The 17,662-nt window shown below is 58.3% G+C and carries 15 protein-coding genes and 2 pseudogenes; 9 read left to right on the top strand and 8 right to left on the bottom strand.

Annotated elements, in window-relative coordinates; translation table 11 throughout:
* The first annotated feature begins 19 nt into the window (after nt 1-19).
* The 4 genes and pseudogenes from JL015_RS18465 to JL015_RS18445 all read left to right on the top strand — a co-directional run bounded on the left by JL015_RS18465 (nt 20) and on the right by JL015_RS18445 (nt 3,210).
* Complete coding sequence (locus tag JL015_RS18465) at nt 20-442, top strand: c-type cytochrome (protein WP_201019463.1); 423 nt, start codon at nt 20-22, stop codon at nt 440-442.
* Nucleotides 443-583: 141 nt separating this feature from the next.
* A pseudogene (locus JL015_RS27745) lies at nt 584-877 on the top strand (type II toxin-antitoxin system RelE/ParE family toxin).
* A gap of 2 nt (nt 878-879) precedes the next feature.
* The gene (locus tag JL015_RS18450; protein ID WP_201001063.1) at nt 880-1,173 is read left to right on the top strand and encodes an addiction module antidote protein; all 294 of its coding nucleotides are present in this window, start codon (nt 880-882) and stop codon (nt 1,171-1,173) included.
* Between the two features lie 105 nt (nt 1,174-1,278).
* Complete coding sequence (locus JL015_RS18445; RefSeq protein WP_201019460.1) at nt 1,279-3,210, top strand: acetyl-CoA hydrolase/transferase family protein; 1,932 nt, start codon at nt 1,279-1,281, stop codon at nt 3,208-3,210.
* Here JL015_RS18445 and JL015_RS18440 read toward each other — a convergent pair.
* From JL015_RS18440 to rep, 6 genes are all read right to left on the bottom strand, one after another.
* Nucleotides 3,199-3,618, bottom strand: a complete 420-nt coding sequence (locus JL015_RS18440; protein ID WP_201019459.1) for a DUF6691 family protein — start codon at nt 3,616-3,618, stop codon at nt 3,199-3,201. The two genes, JL015_RS18445 and JL015_RS18440, sit on opposite strands and share 12 nt — an antisense overlap.
* Before the next feature lie 2 nt (nt 3,619-3,620).
* On the bottom strand, nt 3,621-4,052 hold the full coding sequence (locus JL015_RS18435) for a YeeE/YedE family protein (protein WP_201019458.1): 432 nt from the start codon (nt 4,050-4,052) through the stop codon (nt 3,621-3,623).
* Nucleotides 4,053-4,065: 13 nt separating this feature from the next.
* On the bottom strand, nt 4,066-4,881 hold the full coding sequence (locus tag JL015_RS18430; RefSeq protein WP_201019457.1) for a sulfite exporter TauE/SafE family protein: 816 nt from the start codon (nt 4,879-4,881) through the stop codon (nt 4,066-4,068).
* A gap of 65 nt (nt 4,882-4,946) precedes the next feature.
* Nucleotides 4,947-5,831, bottom strand: a complete 885-nt coding sequence (locus tag JL015_RS18425) for an MBL fold metallo-hydrolase (RefSeq protein ID WP_201019456.1) — start codon at nt 5,829-5,831, stop codon at nt 4,947-4,949.
* Between the two features lie 66 nt (nt 5,832-5,897).
* Nucleotides 5,898-6,467 (bottom strand): xanthine phosphoribosyltransferase, encoded by a 570-nt coding sequence (locus JL015_RS18420; protein ID WP_117163780.1) that lies wholly within the window; start codon nt 6,465-6,467, stop codon nt 5,898-5,900.
* Nucleotides 6,468-6,521: 54 nt separating this feature from the next.
* Nucleotides 6,522-8,531 carry a DNA helicase Rep gene (rep, locus tag JL015_RS18415; protein ID WP_201001072.1) on the bottom strand — a complete coding sequence of 670 codons (2,010 nt, stop codon included), beginning with the start codon at nt 8,529-8,531 and terminating at the stop codon, nt 6,522-6,524.
* A 202-nt stretch (nt 8,532-8,733) separates the two neighbouring features.
* Here rep and JL015_RS18410 point away from each other — a divergent pair, with 202 nt between their 5' ends.
* Entirely contained in the window at nt 8,734-10,395 is a 1,662-nt protein-coding gene (locus JL015_RS18410) for a putative bifunctional diguanylate cyclase/phosphodiesterase (RefSeq protein WP_201019455.1), read from the top strand.
* Nucleotides 10,396-10,405: 10 nt separating this feature from the next.
* Here JL015_RS18410 and JL015_RS18405 read toward each other — a convergent pair whose 3' ends face one another.
* Nucleotides 10,406-11,806, bottom strand: a complete 1,401-nt coding sequence (locus tag JL015_RS18405) for a NorM family multidrug efflux MATE transporter (protein WP_201019454.1) — start codon at nt 11,804-11,806, stop codon at nt 10,406-10,408.
* A gap of 156 nt (nt 11,807-11,962) precedes the next feature.
* Here JL015_RS18405 and JL015_RS18400 point away from each other — a divergent pair, with 156 nt between their 5' ends.
* The 4 genes and pseudogenes from JL015_RS18400 to JL015_RS18390 all read left to right on the top strand — a co-directional run bounded on the left by JL015_RS18400 (nt 11,963) and on the right by JL015_RS18390 (nt 15,895).
* Nucleotides 11,963-12,883 carry a LysR substrate-binding domain-containing protein gene (locus JL015_RS18400; protein ID WP_201001075.1) on the top strand — a complete coding sequence of 307 codons (921 nt, stop codon included), beginning with the start codon at nt 11,963-11,965 and terminating at the stop codon, nt 12,881-12,883.
* 189 nt (nt 12,884-13,072) lie between these two features.
* Nucleotides 13,073-14,194: pseudogene (locus JL015_RS28130) on the top strand (Cache 3/Cache 2 fusion domain-containing protein); the annotation flags it as partial.
* On the top strand, nt 14,189-15,049 hold the full coding sequence (locus JL015_RS28125) for a methyl-accepting chemotaxis protein (RefSeq protein WP_371874962.1): 861 nt from the start codon (nt 14,189-14,191) through the stop codon (nt 15,047-15,049). The pseudogene JL015_RS28130 and the gene JL015_RS28125, both read left to right, overlap by 6 nt.
* Nucleotides 15,050-15,238: 189 nt before the next feature.
* Complete coding sequence (locus JL015_RS18390; protein ID WP_201019452.1) at nt 15,239-15,895, top strand: hypothetical protein; 657 nt, start codon at nt 15,239-15,241, stop codon at nt 15,893-15,895.
* A gap of 224 nt (nt 15,896-16,119) precedes the next feature.
* Here the strand turns inward: JL015_RS18390 and JL015_RS18385 are convergent, their stop codons facing one another.
* Complete coding sequence (locus JL015_RS18385; RefSeq protein WP_201019451.1) at nt 16,120-17,613, bottom strand: YifB family Mg chelatase-like AAA ATPase; 1,494 nt, start codon at nt 17,611-17,613, stop codon at nt 16,120-16,122.
* Nucleotides 17,614-17,662: the final 49 nt, after the last annotated feature.

Raw genomic sequence — 17,662 nt, 5'->3', positions numbered from 1 at the left:
TCACCATGAGGGTGTAAGCGTGAACCTGATAAACAAGAGACTGGCAGCGGCTGCCATGTTGGCTTTTTGGGCATTCAACGCTCAGGCAGCGACGAATGATGAAATTGCCAAACGACTCGAACCGGTCGGGCAGGTCTGTATTCAAGGCAAGGAATGCGCAGGTATGGCAGTCACGGCATCAGTCGGTGGCGGCGGCGCGAAATCTGCGGACGATGTCATCGCCAAACACTGCACCGCCTGCCACAGCGTCGGGCTGCTGAATGCACCCAAGATCGGCGACACTGCCGCCTGGGACGAGCGAGCCAGGAAAGAAGGTGGCCTTGACGGCCTGCTGGCCAAAGCCATCACCGGCCTCAACGCCATGCCACCCAAAGGCACCTGCGGCGACTGCACCGATGAGGACCTCAAAGGTGCGATTCAGAAGATGTCCGGGCTCAAATAAGCTCAACGCTGTATCGAGAACCGCCGCGGAAACCTGATCTTCGGCGGTTTTTTTGTGGCCACAGAAAACCAAAGGCTGAACGGTAGAAATTCTTACAGAGTTTTCGTGATACTTTTGTCTCCAGTTGGATACACTTGCGTCATGACTTATAGTGTTCAGCAAACCAGTACTTTCGCTTCATGGCATGCCGCCTTGCGTGATATGTGCGCAAGAATCGCCATTGCCCGGCGCATCGAGCGTGCATCCGCAGGTAATCTGGGTGACGTGAAGTCAGTGGGCTAAGGTGTTTCCGAGATGCGCGTGGATGTAGGCGTTGGCTACCGTGTCTATTTCACGACCCGCGACAGGACGCTCATTGTCCTCTTGGTGGGAGGCGATAAATCAACCCAGCCTGCTGATATAAAGCGGGCTAAAACAATGGCTAAGGAGGTTTGATGATGAACGAGATCCTCGTGCCTTTTGACATGGCATCGCTGCTGGACAGTGATGAAGCAATAACCGAATACCTTTCCCAGGTGCTGGCCGAAGGCGACACCGATGAGCTGATACGTGCCGTTGGTCATGTGGCGAAAGCCCGTGGCATGGCGCAAATTGCCAAGGATTCCGGTCTTGGGCGTGCCAGCCTCTACAAGGCACTGGCACCGGGTGCCAAGCCTCGTTTCGATACCATCCTCAAAGTGATGCGTGCGATGGGGGTCGAGTTGCAGGCCAGGGTCGTTGCCCACCCGTGATGCATCGGGTAGGCAATCGCGTGTAAGAAATCCCGTTACGGGCCGCAACGCTGTTCATTCAAGACGGTCCAACCTCCATCCAGCCACAACCCCCGGAGAGTTCGGATGCCCAAGTCCTGTTCCATTGAGCAAGCCGTCGATCATGTGCTCGCGCAGTTGCCCGAGCATATTCATATGGGCATGCCTCTGGGGTTGGGCAAGCCCAATCGGTTCGTCAATGCGCTGTACGAGCGCATCCGGCAGCTTCCCGAGCGGCAACTGACGATTTATACCGCGTTGAGTCTGGGTCGACCGCCGGCGGGTGAGGGGTTGCAGGGACGTTTTCTGGAGCCTTTCCTGGAGCGGGTTTTCGGGGATTACCCGGAGCTGGAGTTCCTGTCGGCGCTGCGCCGTGACGATCTGCCGCCGAACATTCGCATCCAGCAATTCTTCATGCAGCCGGGCAGCCTGCTCAACAGCGAAGCGGCCCAGCAAGACTACGTCAGCAGCAATTACAGCCATGCGGCGCGGGACATCAATGCCAGCGGTTTGAACCTGATTGCGCAACTGGTCGCCCGTGATGAGCAAAGGCCCGGCAAGTTGAGCCTGAGCTGCAACCCCGACGTGACCCTCGACCTGCTGCCGATGGTCGCCAGGCGAAGGGCTGCGGGCGAGACGATTCTGATTCTGGGGCAGATCCATGCCGATCTGCCCTATATGCCCGGCGACTCAGAACTGGATGCCGATGCTTTTGATGTGTTGCTGGATGAGCAGGAGCGCAGCGTCCTGTTCTCGACCCCCAACATGCCGGTGGGCTTTCAGGATCACTTCATCGGTCTGCACGCCAGCACGCTGGTTCGCGATGGCGGCACCTTGCAGATTGGCATCGGCTCCATGGGCGATGCACTGACCGCCGCGCTGCTGGCCAGGCAAGCCAATAACGAAACCTATCGCGGGTTGCTCGCGGAACTGAACATGAGCAACTGGCAGACCCTGATCGACCGCGAAGGTGGCGTCCAGCCTTTTGCCAGCGGGCTTTACGGATGCAGCGAGATGTTCGTCAACGGCCTGCTGGTGCTGGCCGACGCGGGTATTGTGCGGCGCAAGGTGTATGCCGATGTCGAGTTGCAACGGCTGGCCAACCTGGGAACCCTCGATGAAAGCGTTCACCCGGATGGCGTCGTGCTGCATGGCGGGTTTTTCCTGGGGCCGCTGAGTTTTTATGAGCGCTTGCGTGAGTTACCTGCGGAGCGACTGGCGCAGTTCAACATGACTGCTATCAGTTACATCAACGAGCTGTACGGCAACGAAGAGCTCAAGCGCCTGCAACGTCGTGATGCGCGCTTTATCAACAGCGCCTTCACCATGACCCTGATGGGCGCGGCGGTGTCCGATCAACTGGAAGACGGGCGTGTGCTCAGTGGCGTCGGCGGCCAGTACAACTTCGTTTCCCAGGCTCATGCGCTGGAAGACGCACGCTCGATTCTGATCCTGCGAAGCTGGCGGGAGTCGGGCGGCGAGATCAGCTCCAATATCGTCTGGCAGTACGGCCACGCGACCATTCCCCGGCATTTGCGCGATATTGTCGTGACCGAATACGGCATTGCCGACTTGCGTGGTCAGACCGATGCGACGGTGATCGAGCGACTGCTGAACATCAGTGACTCACGCTTTCAGAGCGGCCTGATCGAGCAGGCGCAGAAAGCCGGCAAGCTGCCGAAGGATTTTCACCTCGACCCGCGCTTTACCCAGAACACCCCCGAGCGCCTGCAAGACATTGCATCCCGCTATCCGGCGCTGTTCATCGAATATCCGCTGGGTTGCGATTTCACTGCGCGAGAGCGTGATCTGCTGCGGGCCTTGAACTGGCTCAAGAGCAAATTCAAGCTCACCGAGATTCTGGAGCTGGGCAAAGCCACACTGGATGCGCCCGAGCCTTCGGCCTATATCGAGCACTTGCAGCGCATGCAACTTGACGAGCCTCAAGGTCTGAAAGAAGAGCTGTACCAGCGTTTGCTGCTGGCCGGGCTGCACAACTCTGCCGGATCAGCGTTTTGAACGGGTTTCCAGAGCCCGGAAAATCAACATGCCTGCCAGCATCAAAATAACGAAAACCAGTGGTTGCCACTGGAGAGTCAGCAGCAGAGCGACGGCAGGACCAGGACACAACCCGGCAATGCCCCATCCGACGCCAAACAACAGGCTGCCACCGATCAGCCGCTTGTCCAGCGTTCGGCTGGCTGGCAGTTGCATGGGGGCTCCGAGCAGTGAATGGCGGTGTTTGCCTGCCCAGCGAAACGGCAGGAATGCCACTGCGATAGCGCCGATCATCACAAATGCAAGAGATGGGTCCCATTGCCCGGCAATGTCGAGAAAGCCCAATACCTTGGCGGGGTCAGTCATACCAGCCATCAACAGGCCGGTGCCAAACAGAAGGCCAGCAATCAGTGCCGTGAGTTTGCGCATGATCAGGCTCCGATCAGGTGGCGAAGAATGAATACCGTGGCAAAGCCCGTCAGCATGAAGGTCACGGTTGCCACCATCGAGCGGGGAGAAAGGCGAGCGATACCGCATACGCCGTGACCGCTGGTGCAGCCAGAGCCATATCGGGTGCCGATACCGACCAGCAGGCCTGCCACAATCAGGCCAGGCCATGAGGTTTCAAACGACATGGCGGGCAAGACGGTAAACAGCCCCCAGATCAGGGGTGCTATCAACAGGCCGAAAATGAACAAGGCTTTCTCGGCACGACCTTCACCCGTCTGCAAAAGGCTGCTCAGCAGGCCGCTGATCCCGGTAATGCGCCCGTTGGCCAGCACAAACAGGCTGGCTGCCAGGCCGATCAACAGACCACCGGCCAGCGATGACCAGGGTGTGAAGTGAAGCCAGTCGATGACCATCGTAATCGCCCTCTCAAGTCAGGGTGCTGAAAATAAGCATGACGGCGGCAGCCCACCCGGCAATGGCGAACAACTGCTGCAAGCGTGGGCCTGCGAGGTAGCGGGAAACCTGTCTGCCGCCCATCAGGCCGATAATGGCCCCCAGCGCGAAAGGCGCGCCGACGGGCCAGTGCATTACGCCAGCTACGGAGGCGGTAATCACACTGCCGGTTGAAACCAGTGCGATGACCGCCAATGAAGTTGCGACGACGCTCTTCATGTTCAGGTCGCTATAGCGGGTCAGTGCCGGGATGATGACAAAACCACCGCCGACGCCGATCAACCCCGACAGCAATCCCGAAGTCATCCCGGTCAGTGTCAGAGCCCGAATGCAGGGCATTGTCCAGCGTAACCGGCCTTGCAGCGGGTTGAGCACACAAGGCAAGACTTCCTGACGACAGGCCGGTGGCCCGTATTTCAGCTCGCGGGTGGCCTTGAGAAAGATCCGTCCGCAGGCGTACAGCATCACAACGGCAAAGAGCAGTGCCAGCGGTGTATTGGGCAGACGATGGGCGAGCCACAGGCCCAATGGCGACATGAGCACACCGATGCCGGCGATATAAAGCGCGGCACGATAGCGGACAATGCCCTGTTTCAATCCAAGAATGGCACCGACTGCCGCTGCCATACCCACCGCAAGCAAGCCGATGGGCGCGGCTTCGACCATGGAAAGCCCAAGCCCGAAAACCAGCATCGGCACTGCCAGAATGCCACCGCCTGCACCTGTCAGCGCCAGCACCGCGCCAATGATCATACCCAGGCCCGCGCCCAGCAGTTGGTGCTCATCCATGGATCAGCCCAGGGTGAATGGGGCATATCGGGCTCATATCAGGCTTTCCGGGTGCGTACAGCACTTCAAAGGACGTTAAGCGGGATTTTCAGGTAGCTGACGCCGTTTGCTTCCGGTTCGGGGAAGTGGCCGCAGCGCATGTTGATCTGCACCGACGGCAGCATCAGGACCGGCATTTCCAGGGTTGCATCCCGTGCTTCGCGCATTGTGACGAAAGCGTCTTCGTCGATGCCTTCGTGTACATGAATGTTGTTGGCGCGCTGTTCGGCAACGGTCGTCATGTATTGCAGTTCGCGGCCATTGGGCAGGTAGTCATGGCACATGAACAGCCGGGTTTGTGGCGCCAGGCTGAGGATTCGGTGAATGGAGCGATACAAGGTTCGGGCGTCGGCCCCCGGAAAGTCGCAGCGCGCGGTGCCGTAATCGGGCATGAACAGCGTATCGCCGACGAACGCGACAGTTTCGTCACCAACTTGCACAAGATAGGTCATGCAGGCGGGTGTATGACCCGGCGTATGCAGTGCCTGAGCCTGGAGCGAGCCGATGGAAAAGGCGCCATTGTCATCCAGCAGTACATCGAACTGGGTGCCGTCGCGGGCGAAGTCCTCCGGTGCGTTGAACAGCTTGCCGAAGACTTGCTGTACGGCCTTGATATGGCTGCCGATGGCGATCTGTCCGCCCAGTTGCCGTTTCAGGTACGGCGCGGCCGAAACATGATCCGCATGGACGTGGGTTTCCAGTATCCATTGCACCGATGCTTGCAAAGCCCTGACCCGCTCGATCAGGCGATCGGCCGACTCGGTGCGGGTACGGCCGGACTTCGGATCATAGTCCAGCACGCTGTCGATCAGCGCGCACTGCTTGCTGGCAAGGTCCATCACCAGATAGCTGATGGTCCATGTATGGCTGTCGAAGATGCCTTCGACATACAGCCTTTCCCCAATGATCATTGCGGTGTCTCCATGGCCGTAAATGGCTGTCACGCCATGCAAGCGTAGACAGGCAGCGTCGCCGTTCTACTTGAAGGTCACCACGCCACCTGCCAGCGACTCCACCCGTGCCAGGGATTCAACGCGATAACCCTGCGCATCCAGCTCGGCACGACCGCCCTGAAAGGACTTTTCGATCACGATGCCGAGCCCGGCCACCTTGGCGCCTGCTTGCTTGATGATCGAGATCAGTGCCTGGGAGGCTTTGCCGTTGGCCAGGAAGTCATCGATGATCAGCACGTTGTCGTTGCTGTTCAGGTGCCGTGGCGAGATGGCGACAGTGCTTTCGACCTGTTTGGTGAAAGAATAGACAGTGGCCGACAGCAGGTTTTCAGTCAGGGTCAGCGACTGATGCTTGCGGGCGAAAATCACAGGCACGCCGAGATTCAGGCCGGCCATCACCGCCGGTGCAATGCCCGAGGCCTCGATGGTGACGATCTTGGTGATGCCTGCATCCGCGAACAGCCGGGCGAACTCGTCGCCGATGGCTTTCATCAGTGCCGGGTCGATCTGATGATTGAGAAACGCATCGACCTTCAAGACCTGATCGGAAAGTACGATGCCTTCTTCGCGAATTTTCTTGTGCAGTGCTTCCACTTCGGTTCCTTGGGTGCGCCAGTGCGCATTGGTTGATCGTTTATTGTTCAGGTTTCAGCGCTTGAGCATGGCGCGTATGTCCGCCAGAGCTGTATTGCCACGCACGGCTTTCACTTCGGTTGGTGTGTCGTCGTTGCCTTCCCATGCCAGATCGTCCGGCGGCAGCTCATCCAGGAAGCGGCTTGGCGCGCAGTCGATGATCTCGCCGTATTGCTTGCGTTTGGCGGCAAACGTGAACGCCAGTGTCTGCCGGGCGCGGGTAATGCCCACGTAGGCCAGACGGCGCTCTTCCTCGATGGTGTCGGCCTCGATGCTGGAGCGGTGCGGCAGGATTTCTTCTTCCATGCCCATGATGAACACGTAAGGGAATTCCAGGCCCTTGGAAGCATGCAGGGTCATCATCTGCACGCCTTCGGCGCCGTCTTCCTCCTCCTGCTGACGTTCGAGCATGTCACGCAGGACCAGCTTGCCAATGGCCTCTTCGATGGTCATGCCGCCATCTTCGTCTTTTTCCAGGGTGTTCTTGAGCGCTTCGATCAGGAACCAGACGTTACCCATGCGGTAATCGGCGGCCTTGTCGCTGGAGCTGTTCTGACGAATCCAGTTCTCGTAATCGATATCCATGACCATGCTGCGCAGCGCCGCGATAGGGTCGTTCTGCGCACATTGCTGGCGCACGCCGTCCATCCAGCGCTTGAAGCGTTGCAGGCGGTCGGTGTAACGGCTGTCCAGATGTTCGCCCAGGCCGATTTCCTCGGTGGCGGCGTACATCGAAACCTTGCGCTCGGTAGCGTAGTTGCCGAGTTTTTCCAGGGTCGTGGAACCAATTTCCCGGCGCGGGACGTTGATGACGCGCAGAAAGGCGTTGTCGTCGTCCGGGTTCACCAACAGGCGGAAGTAGGCCATCAGGTCCTTCACTTCCTGGCGGCCAAAGAAGCTGTTGCCGCCCGACAGTCGATAGGGAATCTGATGGTGCTGCAATTTCAGCTCGATCAGCTTGGCCTGATAGTTACCGCGATAGAGGATGGCGAAATCGCTGTAGGGCCGGTCGGTGCGCAGGTGCAGGGTGAGGATTTCCATCGCCACCCGCTCGGCTTCGGCGTCTTCGTTGCGGCAGCGGATCACGCGGATCTCGTCGCCGTGACCCATTTCACTCCAGAGCTGCTTCTCGAAGGCGTGAGGGTTGTTGGAAATCAGCACGTTGGCGCAGCGCAGGATGCGGCTGGTGGAACGGTAGTTCTGCTCCAGCATCACGACTTTCAGCGACGGATAGTCTTCCTTGAGCAGCATCAGGTTTTCCGGCCGCGCACCGCGCCATGCATAGATCGACTGGTCATCGTCGCCCACCACCGTGAACTGGTGGCGGGTGCCGATCAGCAGTTTGACCAGCAGATACTGGCTGGCGTTGGTGTCCTGGTACTCATCCACCAGCAGGTAGCGGACCTTGTTCTGCCACTTTTCCAGAATGTCGGCGTGTTCCTGGAACAGCTTGACCGGCAGCAGGATCAGGTCGTCGAAATCCACCGCGTTGTACGCCTTGAGCGTGCGCTGATAGTGGGTGTAGACGATGGCGGCGGTCTGTTCCTTGGGGTTGCGGGCGTTGGCCAGCGCTTCGGGCGGCAGGATCAGGTCGTTCTTCCAGGCGCCGATCATGTTCTTGATCTCGTCGACGCCGTCGTCGCCCGAATACTCTTTCTGCATGATGTCGGTCATCAGGGCCTTGACGTCGGTTTCGTCGAAGATCGAGAAACCTGGCTTGTAGCCCAGCCGCACATGTTCCTTGCGGATGATGTTCAGGCCCAGATTGTGGAACGTCGATACTGTCAGGCCGCGACCTTCGCCACCTCGCAGCAGTGTGCCGACCCGCTCTTTCATCTCCCGTGCGGCCTTGTTGGTGAAGGTCATGGCCACGATGTACTGCGCACGAATGCCGCAGTTCTGGATCAGATGGGCGATCTTGCGTGTGATCACGCTGGTCTTGCCGGAACCAGCACCGGCGAGCACCAAAAGAGGGCCGCCGACATAGTTCACGGCTTCCTGTTGCCGGGGATTGAGTCGGGACATGGCGGTATAGAGAGTCGTTTGCGAAAAGGTCGGGCATTTTAACAGGCCCAGACATTTATGCAGTGTTCATCATTGCACCGCAGTGACGGCTATCTAAATTTTTTGTTTTTGTTACATTTGCCGAAGCGCGAAGATGCGCCAGTCGGTCGCACTCGTTTGAGTGGATGCTTATCGGTTTTTCCTTTGCAGTTAGGGAGTTAGCGTGCCTGTGCCTGTCGAGCCCTTACGGTTGTTACTGTTGGTCAGGGAACCCGAATGGCTGGCGCTGCTGCGCAATTGTCTGGCGCCGCTGGGCGATGAGGTCATTCTGTATCAGGCCGCTGACTGGAATGCATTCAACAGCCAGCCCGACAAACCGCGCTCGGCCTTGCTGTTGACGACTTCCGAACTGCAACCGCCTGCCGGAAGCTGCGTATTGCCGATGGTGTTGCTGCTCGACGAAGAACCGTTCGTCGCGCCGGCAGGTGTCAGCGACTGGCTGATCCGTGACAGCCTGACGACCGATACCCTTCGTCGCTGCCTGCGTCATGTGCGTGAGCGCGCAGTACTGGAGGACACCCTGCAACGCCTGGCCGGGCAGGACCCGCTGACCGGCATCGCCAACCGACAGGGTTTTCAGGCGTTACTGACCGCTCGTCTGGCCGAAGGCAGCGGTTTTGCCTTGGGGCATCTGGACCTCGATAACTTCCGCCGTGCCAACGATGCACTGGGCCATCAGGCCGGTGACCGGTTGATCCTGCAAGTGGTGGCGCGGCTCAAGAGCCAGCTCGATACCGGGGATCAGATCGCTCGCCTGGGAGGCGACGAGTTCGCTCTGCTGATCGACACCCGTCATACATCCACACGTGCTGCACAACTGGCCGAGCGGATTACCGATGCGTTGTCCGAACCCTACTGGATCGACGGTGAAAGCCTGTTGATCGGCAGCAGCCTGGGGATCGCTCATTCTCGGGTCGAGACCGGTGCTGACCCCTTGATGTGGCATGCCCATATCGCGATGCGCCAGGCCAAGAGCCTTCAAGGCTGTACGTTTCATCTTTTCGACGAAAGCATCAACCGCAACGCCCGCAGCCTTGCAGACCTTGAGGCCGAACTGCGCAAAGCCCTGCGCAATGATGAGCTTGAACTGCATTATCAGCCACGCCTGTGTCTGGAAAGCGGCGCTGTTGTCGGCCTTGAAGCACTGGTGCGCTGGCGCCACAGCAAGCGTGGCCTGCTGCTGCCCAGCGAGTTCGTCCCCTTGGCCGAACAAAGCGGCATGATTGTACCGTTGGGGTATTGGGTCATTTTCCGTGCCCTGCGGGATATGCAGGCCTTGCGCGAGCGTGGCTTTGCGCCGCTGCACATGGCGATCAACCTGTCGTTCCGGCAGTTTCAGGACAGCCAGCTTCTGGCGACCCTCAGCCGTCTGATTGCCGAGCATGAAATCGATGCGCACTGGCTGGAGTTCGAGCTGACCGAAACGGCGGTCATGCGCAGCAGCGATCAGGTCCGGCAGATAATGGATGCATTGCGTTGCCTGGGCGTGCGTTTTTCTCTCGATGACTTCGGCACCGGCTTTTCTTCCTTCATGCACCTAAACAGCCTGCCGATTGAGCTGCTCAAAATCGACAAAAGCTTTGTCGGAGAAATGGAGTCGCGTGAGGAAAACCGCAAGCTGGTCCACGCAATGATCAACCTGGCTCATAACCTGAACCTGGAAGTGGTGGCCGAGGGCGTGGAAAACCAGGAGCAACTGGCGCTGCTGCGCAGCTTTGGTTGCAATCAGGTTCAGGGTTACCTCATCAGCCGACCGTTACCGATGGTTGAGTTGTGTGACTATCTGGATCGGCCGGTAACGAGTTCATCCGCGCGTGCGATGTGAGGGCTGTCAGTCATGGGTGGATGACATCCAGGCTGCCTTCTGACTCGCGCTTCGACTCCACTTTTATCAACCGCGCGGTCTTTTTCTCGAACGCATAGGTCAGCGCCACGGCCGAACACAACAGGCCCAACGCCAGCCCCCACCAGACACCTTCTGCGCCCAGCTCTGTTGAAAAGGCCAGCAGCCATGCTGCGGGCGCTGCCACCAGCCAGTAGCAGACCAGCCCGATAAGAAAGGTGGTCTTGGCATCCTTTAGCCCGCGAATGGCGCCCATGGCGATGGTTTGCATGCCGTCCAGCAGCTCGAACCATGCCGCGATGGCCAACAGTTTTACCGCCAGAATCACAATTTCCGTGAACGCCGGATCATTGAGGTCGAGAAACAGACCGATGACTTGATGAGGCGCCAGCCAGAACAGCAAGCCAAACATCAGCATCACTGCTCCGCCGAACGATATACCCAGCCGCCCGGCTGTTCGGGCCATCAATATATTGCCTGCTCCGTAATGCTGGCCGATGCGCATGGTGACGGCGTAGGAAATCCCCACCGGAATCATGAACGCCATGGACACGGTCTGAACGGCGATCTGATGCGCAGCCATCTGGGTGCTGCCCATGGCTCCCATGCAAAACGCGGCAAAGGTAAACAAGCCGACTTCCACCGCATAGGTTCCGCCAATCGGCAGGCCGAGGTTCCAGAGTTCTTTAAGGTGGCTGCGTGACAACTGCCACAGCCCTTTGCGAATCGGATAGGCCGCATAAGCAGGGTGGCGGCGGATATGCAGGGCCAGCGCGAGTGCCATGCAGTTGGTCACTAGTGCGGTGATCAGCCCGATCCCCATCAGGCCGAGGTTGGGCAGGCCGAACCAGCCGTGGATCATCATGTAATTGAGCGCGAAGTTGGCAGCAGCACCCGCCAGACTGATGGTCATGACCGGGCCTGCACGTCCCAGGGCGCTGGTGAAACCACGCAATGCCATGAAGCTGAGCAGGCCGGGAAGTGCCAGCGGCAAGGTGGTCAAGAATTGCGCGGCCATATGAACGTTGACTTCATCCTGGCCGAGCTTGAGCAGGATCGGTTCAAGGTTCCACAGCAGCAACGCCGCCACCAGCGCCATGCCCCATGCCAGCCACAAGCCCGCCTGGGTCAGCCGTGTTGCGCCCTCGGCATCGTTTGCTCCGTGACGAATCGACACCAGCGTGCCGACTGCCGCCATCACGCCCACGCAGAAAAACGAGACAAAACTGTAAGTGGCAGCGCCCAGACCGCCACCGGCCAAGGCTTCGGGGCCGATCTTGCCCATCATCACGGTATCGGTGAAGACCATCAGCATGTGCGCCATCTGCGACGCGATCAACGGCCCGGCCAGGCGCAGGATGATCCAGAGTTCTTTGAGGGCGGGCTGTTGCATGATGGGGAGGCTCTACTTCACGTCTACTGATCAGGCGCACATTCTCGGCATTCCAGCGCTCAAGCACAAAGCGATAAATCCGATCATCAGCATGAGAAAAACTCATGCGAGTACATTTATCGTACAGTAGCGACTTACCGCTCTGGAAATATCCACATGCTTCGTAGTCTTCCGCCTTTATATGCATTGCGTGCTTTTGAAGCGGCCGCTCGGCATACCTCGTTCACACGCGCGGCAGAAGAACTGTCGATTACGCAGAGCGCTGTCAGTCGCCATATTCGTACGCTTGAAGATCACTTTTCCTGCCGCCTGTTTCAGCGTAATGGCCGCAACCTGCAACTCACCGAAGCTGCCCGTGCCCTGTTGCCTGGCGTGCGAGACGGGTTTCAGGCGCTTGAGCGTGCATGCAGTACGTTACAGGCTGAAGAAGGCATCTTGCGCATGAAAGCTCCTTCGACCCTGACCATGCGTTGGCTATTGGCGCGGCTCAGCCGTTTTCGTCATTTACAGGTGGGTAACGAAGTCCAGTTGACCAGTGCCTGGATGGATATCGATGCTGTGGATTTCTCGCAAGAGCCCTTTGATTGTGCAGTTCTGTTGAGCCGTGGGCATTTCCCGCCGGATTGGGAATCGACTTTGCTGTTCCCGGAGTTGTTGATCCCGGTCGGCGCCCCGGCCTTCCTGCAGGATCCGCCGTGGGATGTCGAGCGGCTGGCGAGTATCGAGTTGCTGCACCCGACGCCGGATCGGCGTGACTGGCGCACCTGGCTGAACCGCATGGGGCTGGCCGACAAGGTTTCGCTCAGGGGCGGTCAGGTTTTCGATACCCTTGAGCTGGGCATGATCGCGGCCGCCCGGGGTTACGGGCTGTCGATGGGTGATTTATTGATGGTTGCCGAAGACGTCGCACAGGGCCGTTTGAGCTTGCCCTGGCGTACCGCCGTGTTCAGCGGCGAGAACTATTATCTGGTCTGGCCCAAGACAAGGCCCGGTTTAGAGCGGTTGCGGCGGTTAAGTGAGTTTTTGCAAAGCGAAGTGCAGGCGATGCAACTACCGCAGGTCGAAAGACTTAAATAGTTAGTGTGATTGGGCGATTTGCCATCTGTTTGCTAATATCCGTACATCGGACTCAAGTATTTCACTTGTGAGCCGAACTTACTCTTGAAGGGCCGTTTGTTCAAAACGGTTTAATCTCAAATCTTATTAGAATTTGCTGGATGGTCGGCCAGGGAGTTGGCGAACCCGATAATTCAGCCTGGAGCCTTTATGTCCAAGCCCCGTGCCCGGATTGCTTCGCAACTCGGTATTGCTTTGGCTGTGATTCTTGCGGTGGTGATAAGCGGCAGTACTCTTTTCGCCTTGCGATCTCTGGACGCTGCCAACCTTGTCATCCGTGAAGAACACATGTCCAGTGAGGCTCGTCTGCTCGCTGACCAGCTCAACACTTTTCACAGCACCTTGCGTGACAGCACGCAGCGCCTGAGCGGGCTGTTTGAAAAGCGTTTCTCTGGCGGCCTGAGCCTGCAGACCGACAAGCCTGTCACCGTGGCCGGGACCCAGACCCCGGGCTTGTATCTGGGTGATACAGCTCTGAACAACGACTTTACCGAGGTCGACGAGTTTCGTCGTCTGACGGCGGGTGTCGCCACTATTTTCGTGCGTAGTGGCGATGACTTCGTCCGCATCAGCACCTCCCTGAGCAAGCAGGACGGCACTCGCGCCATCGGCACAGTGCTTGATCGCAAAGGCCCGGCCTATGAGCGCCTGATGGCCGGTCAGGAGTATGTGGGCAAGGCAGTGTTGTTCGAACGCTACTACATGACCCAATACAGCCCGGTTCGCGACAGCAGCGGCAAGATCATTGCAGCCTTGTTCGTAGGCTTTGATTACACCGACGCGCAGAAAGCCCAGTTCGAGAACCTCAGAAACTTCCGTATCGGCAAGACCGGCTCGCTGGCATTGCTGGACGAGCAAAACCGGTGGCTGGTCGCGCCAGCAGGCGCCAAATCGCCTGATGATGCCGCCAAGTCCGTAGCCGGAGCGGTCAAACAGCCAGGCAAAGGACTGTTCTGGAACGATGGCGTGCAGGATTTCTACAGCGTTGGCCAGCCTTTCAGCGGTGGCCCGTGGACCGTACTGGCCAGCATGCCGGGTGACGAGATCAGCGAAGTCACCTGGAGCGTAGGCACCAAGCTGGCCATTGGCAGCCTGCTGGCGATGTTGATTTCCGTGGGCGGCGCCATCTGGCTGCTGCGCAGCAAATTGCGTCCGTTGTCTGAACTGGTGCGTCAGGCCGATGCCCTGGGCTCTGGCGACCTGAGCGTCCGCTTGCAGGTTTCCAGCCACGACGAGATCGGGCAACTGGCGGGTAGCTTCAACAAGATGAGCGAAGCCCTGTCGAACATGGTTTCTCATATCCGTACCGCAGCCCAGGAAGTGAGCACCCGTGCTCATGCATTGTCCGGTCTGTCAGGAGGCGCTTATGAAGGCATGGAGCAGCAGTCCGGCGAAATCACCAGCATGGCTGGCGCGGTCGAAGAGTTCAGCGCTACCTCTCTGAATATTGCCGACAACATGAAGAACACCGAGCGTCTGGCGCAGGAAAACGCGCAACAGACCCGCATCGGTCGTACCTCCATGGACGAAGCGTCTTCTGCGCTGCAACAGATCGCAACGTCGTTGAACAGCACTGCGACCGTGATCGACACACTGGGGCAGCGTTCCCAGGAAATCGGCAGCATCGTCGGCGTGATTACCTCGATTGCCGACCAGACCAACCTGCTGGCACTCAACGCAGCCATCGAAGCGGCCCGTGCCGGTGAACAAGGCCGCGGCTTTGCCGTGGTAGCCGATGAGGTTCGCAGCCTGGCTTCGCGTACCCGTCAGGCCACTGACGAAATCTCCGGCATGATCGCCAGCATCCAGCAAGAAACCGGCAACGCCATCAGCACCATGCAGCAGGGCAACGTCCTGATGCAGGACGGCCTGTCGCGTAACGCCAAGGTTGCGGCTGCACTGGCCCAGATCGACGAACAAAGCCGCTCCGCCGGCCACCAGTTCGCAGCGATCACCACGGCCACGCAAGAGCAAAGCAGCACCGCCACCATGCTGAGCAGCAACCTGCAAAGCATCGCCATGGCCAACAGCGAACAACGCGAAGTGGTGTCCAACCTGGCAATCACCGCAGAAGAACTCAACTCCCTGGCGTCTGAATTGCGCCAAGAGGTTGATCGCTTCCGTTGATTTCTGAAAGCGCGTAAGCGACCCCTTCAGCATGACGGTGATGCCCCGGCAGTTGGATTACTCCAACTGTCGGGTTTTTTTCTATGGAGCGCATATTAAAATCTCAAGCTGGGCGGAGAGTGTGCCGATAAGGTAGGCCTTGTCTATTTGTATGGATAAACAGGATACATAAACCAAGGAGTGCTTAAGTTGTTAAAAAGACTGTTCGTTGCTTACTTGAAAACATTCGATCAGGGGGCTGCACGCAAAGCGTTGAGCAGTACGCTGGTGTCGCTGTTGTTCGCTATTTTCCCTGTTGTTTTTTTTATCGCATGGGCTATGTTGTCTGACTGGATAAAGAGGGTTTTTGCTTTTCCTTGGACGTTCAATTTTTTTGGCTGGGCATGGTTGAATGAACTCATCACTCGATTCATGAATTGGATCGCTGAGACGATAGGGGTTCTACTTATCTCTATGATTCCATTGGTTTTTGGGGCTTTTTTTCTCTGGGCCTACCTTCGTAGAAACTGGGTTTTCGTCTTTTTGACAATGCGATTGTTCAAGAAAGTAACGGCGCCGTTTTTTGTTTTTTATTTTTCGGCCTTTCTACTAAGATTTCTGATTGAGTTTGAGTTCTTCTACAGCGTGGATCACTTGATCGCTGATTGGGGTATGGCAAATGTATTGGACTCAGGTAAGTGGATATTTTTAATCACGGGCCTCACTTGGCTTCTCATGTCGTATGCCTCCCATAAGCAAGTCGAAATAGTTAAAAAAGAAAGGCTTCAGGGAAAACAGCCACCTACGCTCCTCGATAGGCTGGATAGAATGAGAAAGGCCTATATAAAGAAGAACATCGCATCCTGAAACTTGTGTATCAGGTGTGTTTTTAGCTATCTCGGACCGATCGTCAATAGCACGGGGGCCGAGATGACGATCAAGTTCGCAAGGCAGTCCTTGAAGGCTTCAATGGCTTCACCGCTTTTTGTCGTCCAACGATAAGGCGGCAGCTGTATGTAGGTTGGCGAACCGGTAAGGAGCGACCGGCAGACCCGAAAGTCTCCCGCACACAACTGCCATAGAAACCGATCTCAATTACTCGCAGGCCGATACTGCAACGCTTCGGCCAGATGGCGACGATCAATCGCATCTTCCTGCTCCAGATCCGCCAGGGTTCTCGCCACTTTCAGCAGCCGGTGTGCGGCCCGCAACGAGAGAGTCAGCCGCTCGCAGGCCGTTTCCAGCCAGGTTTCGTCTGCCGCCGACAATGCACAGTGCTCACGCAGCCCAGGCAAATCGAGAAAAGCATTGGCGCAGCCCTGACGCTTTTGCTGGCGGTCACGGGCTTTTGCAACCAGCGCGGCGGCGCTGGCAGTGTCGTCGCCGATTTGTGGTGTCGGGTTGAGGGCAGTGGCTTCGCGGGCGACAGTCAGGTGTAGATCAATCCGGTCCAGCAACGGCCCGGACAGCTTGTTGCGATAACGCTGGATCTGCTCGGTCGAACAGCGGCACCGTCCGGTGGGCTCACCCATATAACCGCACGGGCAAGGGTTCATGGCTGCGACCAGTTGAAAGCGTGCCGGGAACCGCACCCGATCCCGCGCCCGGGAAATCACGATATGGCCAGACTCCAGCGGCTCGCGCAAAACCTCCAGCACGCGGCGGTCGAATTCGGGTAATTCATCTAAAAATAAAACTCCGTGATGAGCCAATGTTATCTCGCCAGGTTGAGGGCGACTGCCACCGCCAACCAACGCAGGTCCTGACGCCGAGTGATGAGGTTGCCTGAAAGGGCGCTGCGGCCAACTGCTCAGCGGCACCTGACTGGCCACCGATTGAATCGCCGCCACCTCCAGCGCTTCGTACTCATCCAGCGGCGGCAACAGCCCCGGCAATCGGCTGGCGAGCAAGGTTTTGCCCGTGCCCGGCGGGCCACTGAAAAGCAGGTTGTGCGCCCCGGCCGCCGCCACCACCAAGGCGCGCTTGGCGGCGGTCTGGCCCTGAACTTCGCTCAAATCCGGGTAAGGCTTGGGCTGATGCAAAAGCCCGCTGCTCTGATAAGGCTGAATAGGCGTGCGCCCATTGAAATGCGCGACCAGTTCCAGCAAATGATTCACCGCAATGACCCGCAACCCTGAAGCCAGACACGCTTCTTCAGCATTCGCCGCCGGAATGATCAGCGTCCGCTCTGCCGCCCGAGCCGCCAGCGCAGCAGGCAAAACACCCTGAACCGGCCGAATCGCCCCCGACAACGCCAGCTCGCCCAGACACTCCACATCCTGCAACGCCAGCAACGGCAACTGCCCGCTTGCACCCAGCAACCCCAGCGCAATGGCCAGATCAAAGCGGCCACCGTCTTTCGGCAAATCAGCCGGAGCGAGATTGAGCGTGATCCGCCGCGCCGGAAAATCCAGCCCCGAATTGAGAATGGCGCTACGCACCCGATCCTTGCTTTCCTTGACCGCGCCTTCCGGCAAACCGACCAGCGTCAGGGTTGGCAGGCCGTTGGCCAGATGGGCTTCGACCGTAACGGCAGGTGCTTCCACGCCAACCTGGGCGCGGCTGTGGACGATGGCGAGAGACATGATCTTCCTTGATGACGAGAGCCGCTTCCTGCGGTGTGTTGAAGGATAG

This window comes from Pseudomonas cichorii, from assembly GCF_015471405.1.
GTDB classification, from domain to species: Bacteria; Pseudomonadota; Gammaproteobacteria; order Pseudomonadales; family Pseudomonadaceae; genus Aquipseudomonas; species Aquipseudomonas serbiensis.
The sequence above is the reverse complement of the archived record's forward strand: the minus strand, read 5'-3'. Positions and strand labels throughout refer to the sequence as shown.

What these genes read in the sequence shown, in the direction of transcription:
- JL015_RS18450 (WP_201001063.1), top strand. Translation starts at nt 880, where the DNA reads ATGAACGAGATCCTCGTGCCTTTTGACATGGCATCGCTGCTGGACAGT.
- JL015_RS18445 (WP_201019460.1), top strand. Translation starts at nt 1,279, where the DNA reads ATGCCCAAGTCCTGTTCCATTGAGCAAGCCGTCGATCATGTGCTCGCG.
- JL015_RS18440 (WP_201019459.1), bottom strand. Translation starts at nt 3,618, where the DNA reads ATGCGCAAACTCACGGCACTGATTGCTGGCCTTCTGTTTGGCACCGGC.
- JL015_RS18435 (WP_201019458.1), bottom strand. Translation starts at nt 4,052, where the DNA reads ATGGTCATCGACTGGCTTCACTTCACACCCTGGTCATCGCTGGCCGGT.
- JL015_RS18430 (WP_201019457.1), bottom strand. Translation starts at nt 4,881, where the DNA reads ATGGATGAGCACCAACTGCTGGGCGCGGGCCTGGGTATGATCATTGGC.
- JL015_RS18425 (WP_201019456.1), bottom strand. Translation starts at nt 5,831, where the DNA reads ATGATCATTGGGGAAAGGCTGTATGTCGAAGGCATCTTCGACAGCCAT.
- rep (WP_201001072.1), bottom strand. Translation starts at nt 8,531, where the DNA reads ATGTCCCGACTCAATCCCCGGCAACAGGAAGCCGTGAACTATGTCGGC.
- JL015_RS18405 (WP_201019454.1), bottom strand. Translation starts at nt 11,806, where the DNA reads ATGCAACAGCCCGCCCTCAAAGAACTCTGGATCATCCTGCGCCTGGCC.
- JL015_RS18400 (WP_201001075.1), top strand. Translation starts at nt 11,963, where the DNA reads ATGCTTCGTAGTCTTCCGCCTTTATATGCATTGCGTGCTTTTGAAGCG.
- JL015_RS28125 (WP_371874962.1), top strand. Translation starts at nt 14,189, where the DNA reads ATGAGCGAAGCCCTGTCGAACATGGTTTCTCATATCCGTACCGCAGCC.
- JL015_RS18385 (WP_201019451.1), bottom strand. Translation starts at nt 17,613, where the DNA reads ATGTCTCTCGCCATCGTCCACAGCCGCGCCCAGGTTGGCGTGGAAGCA.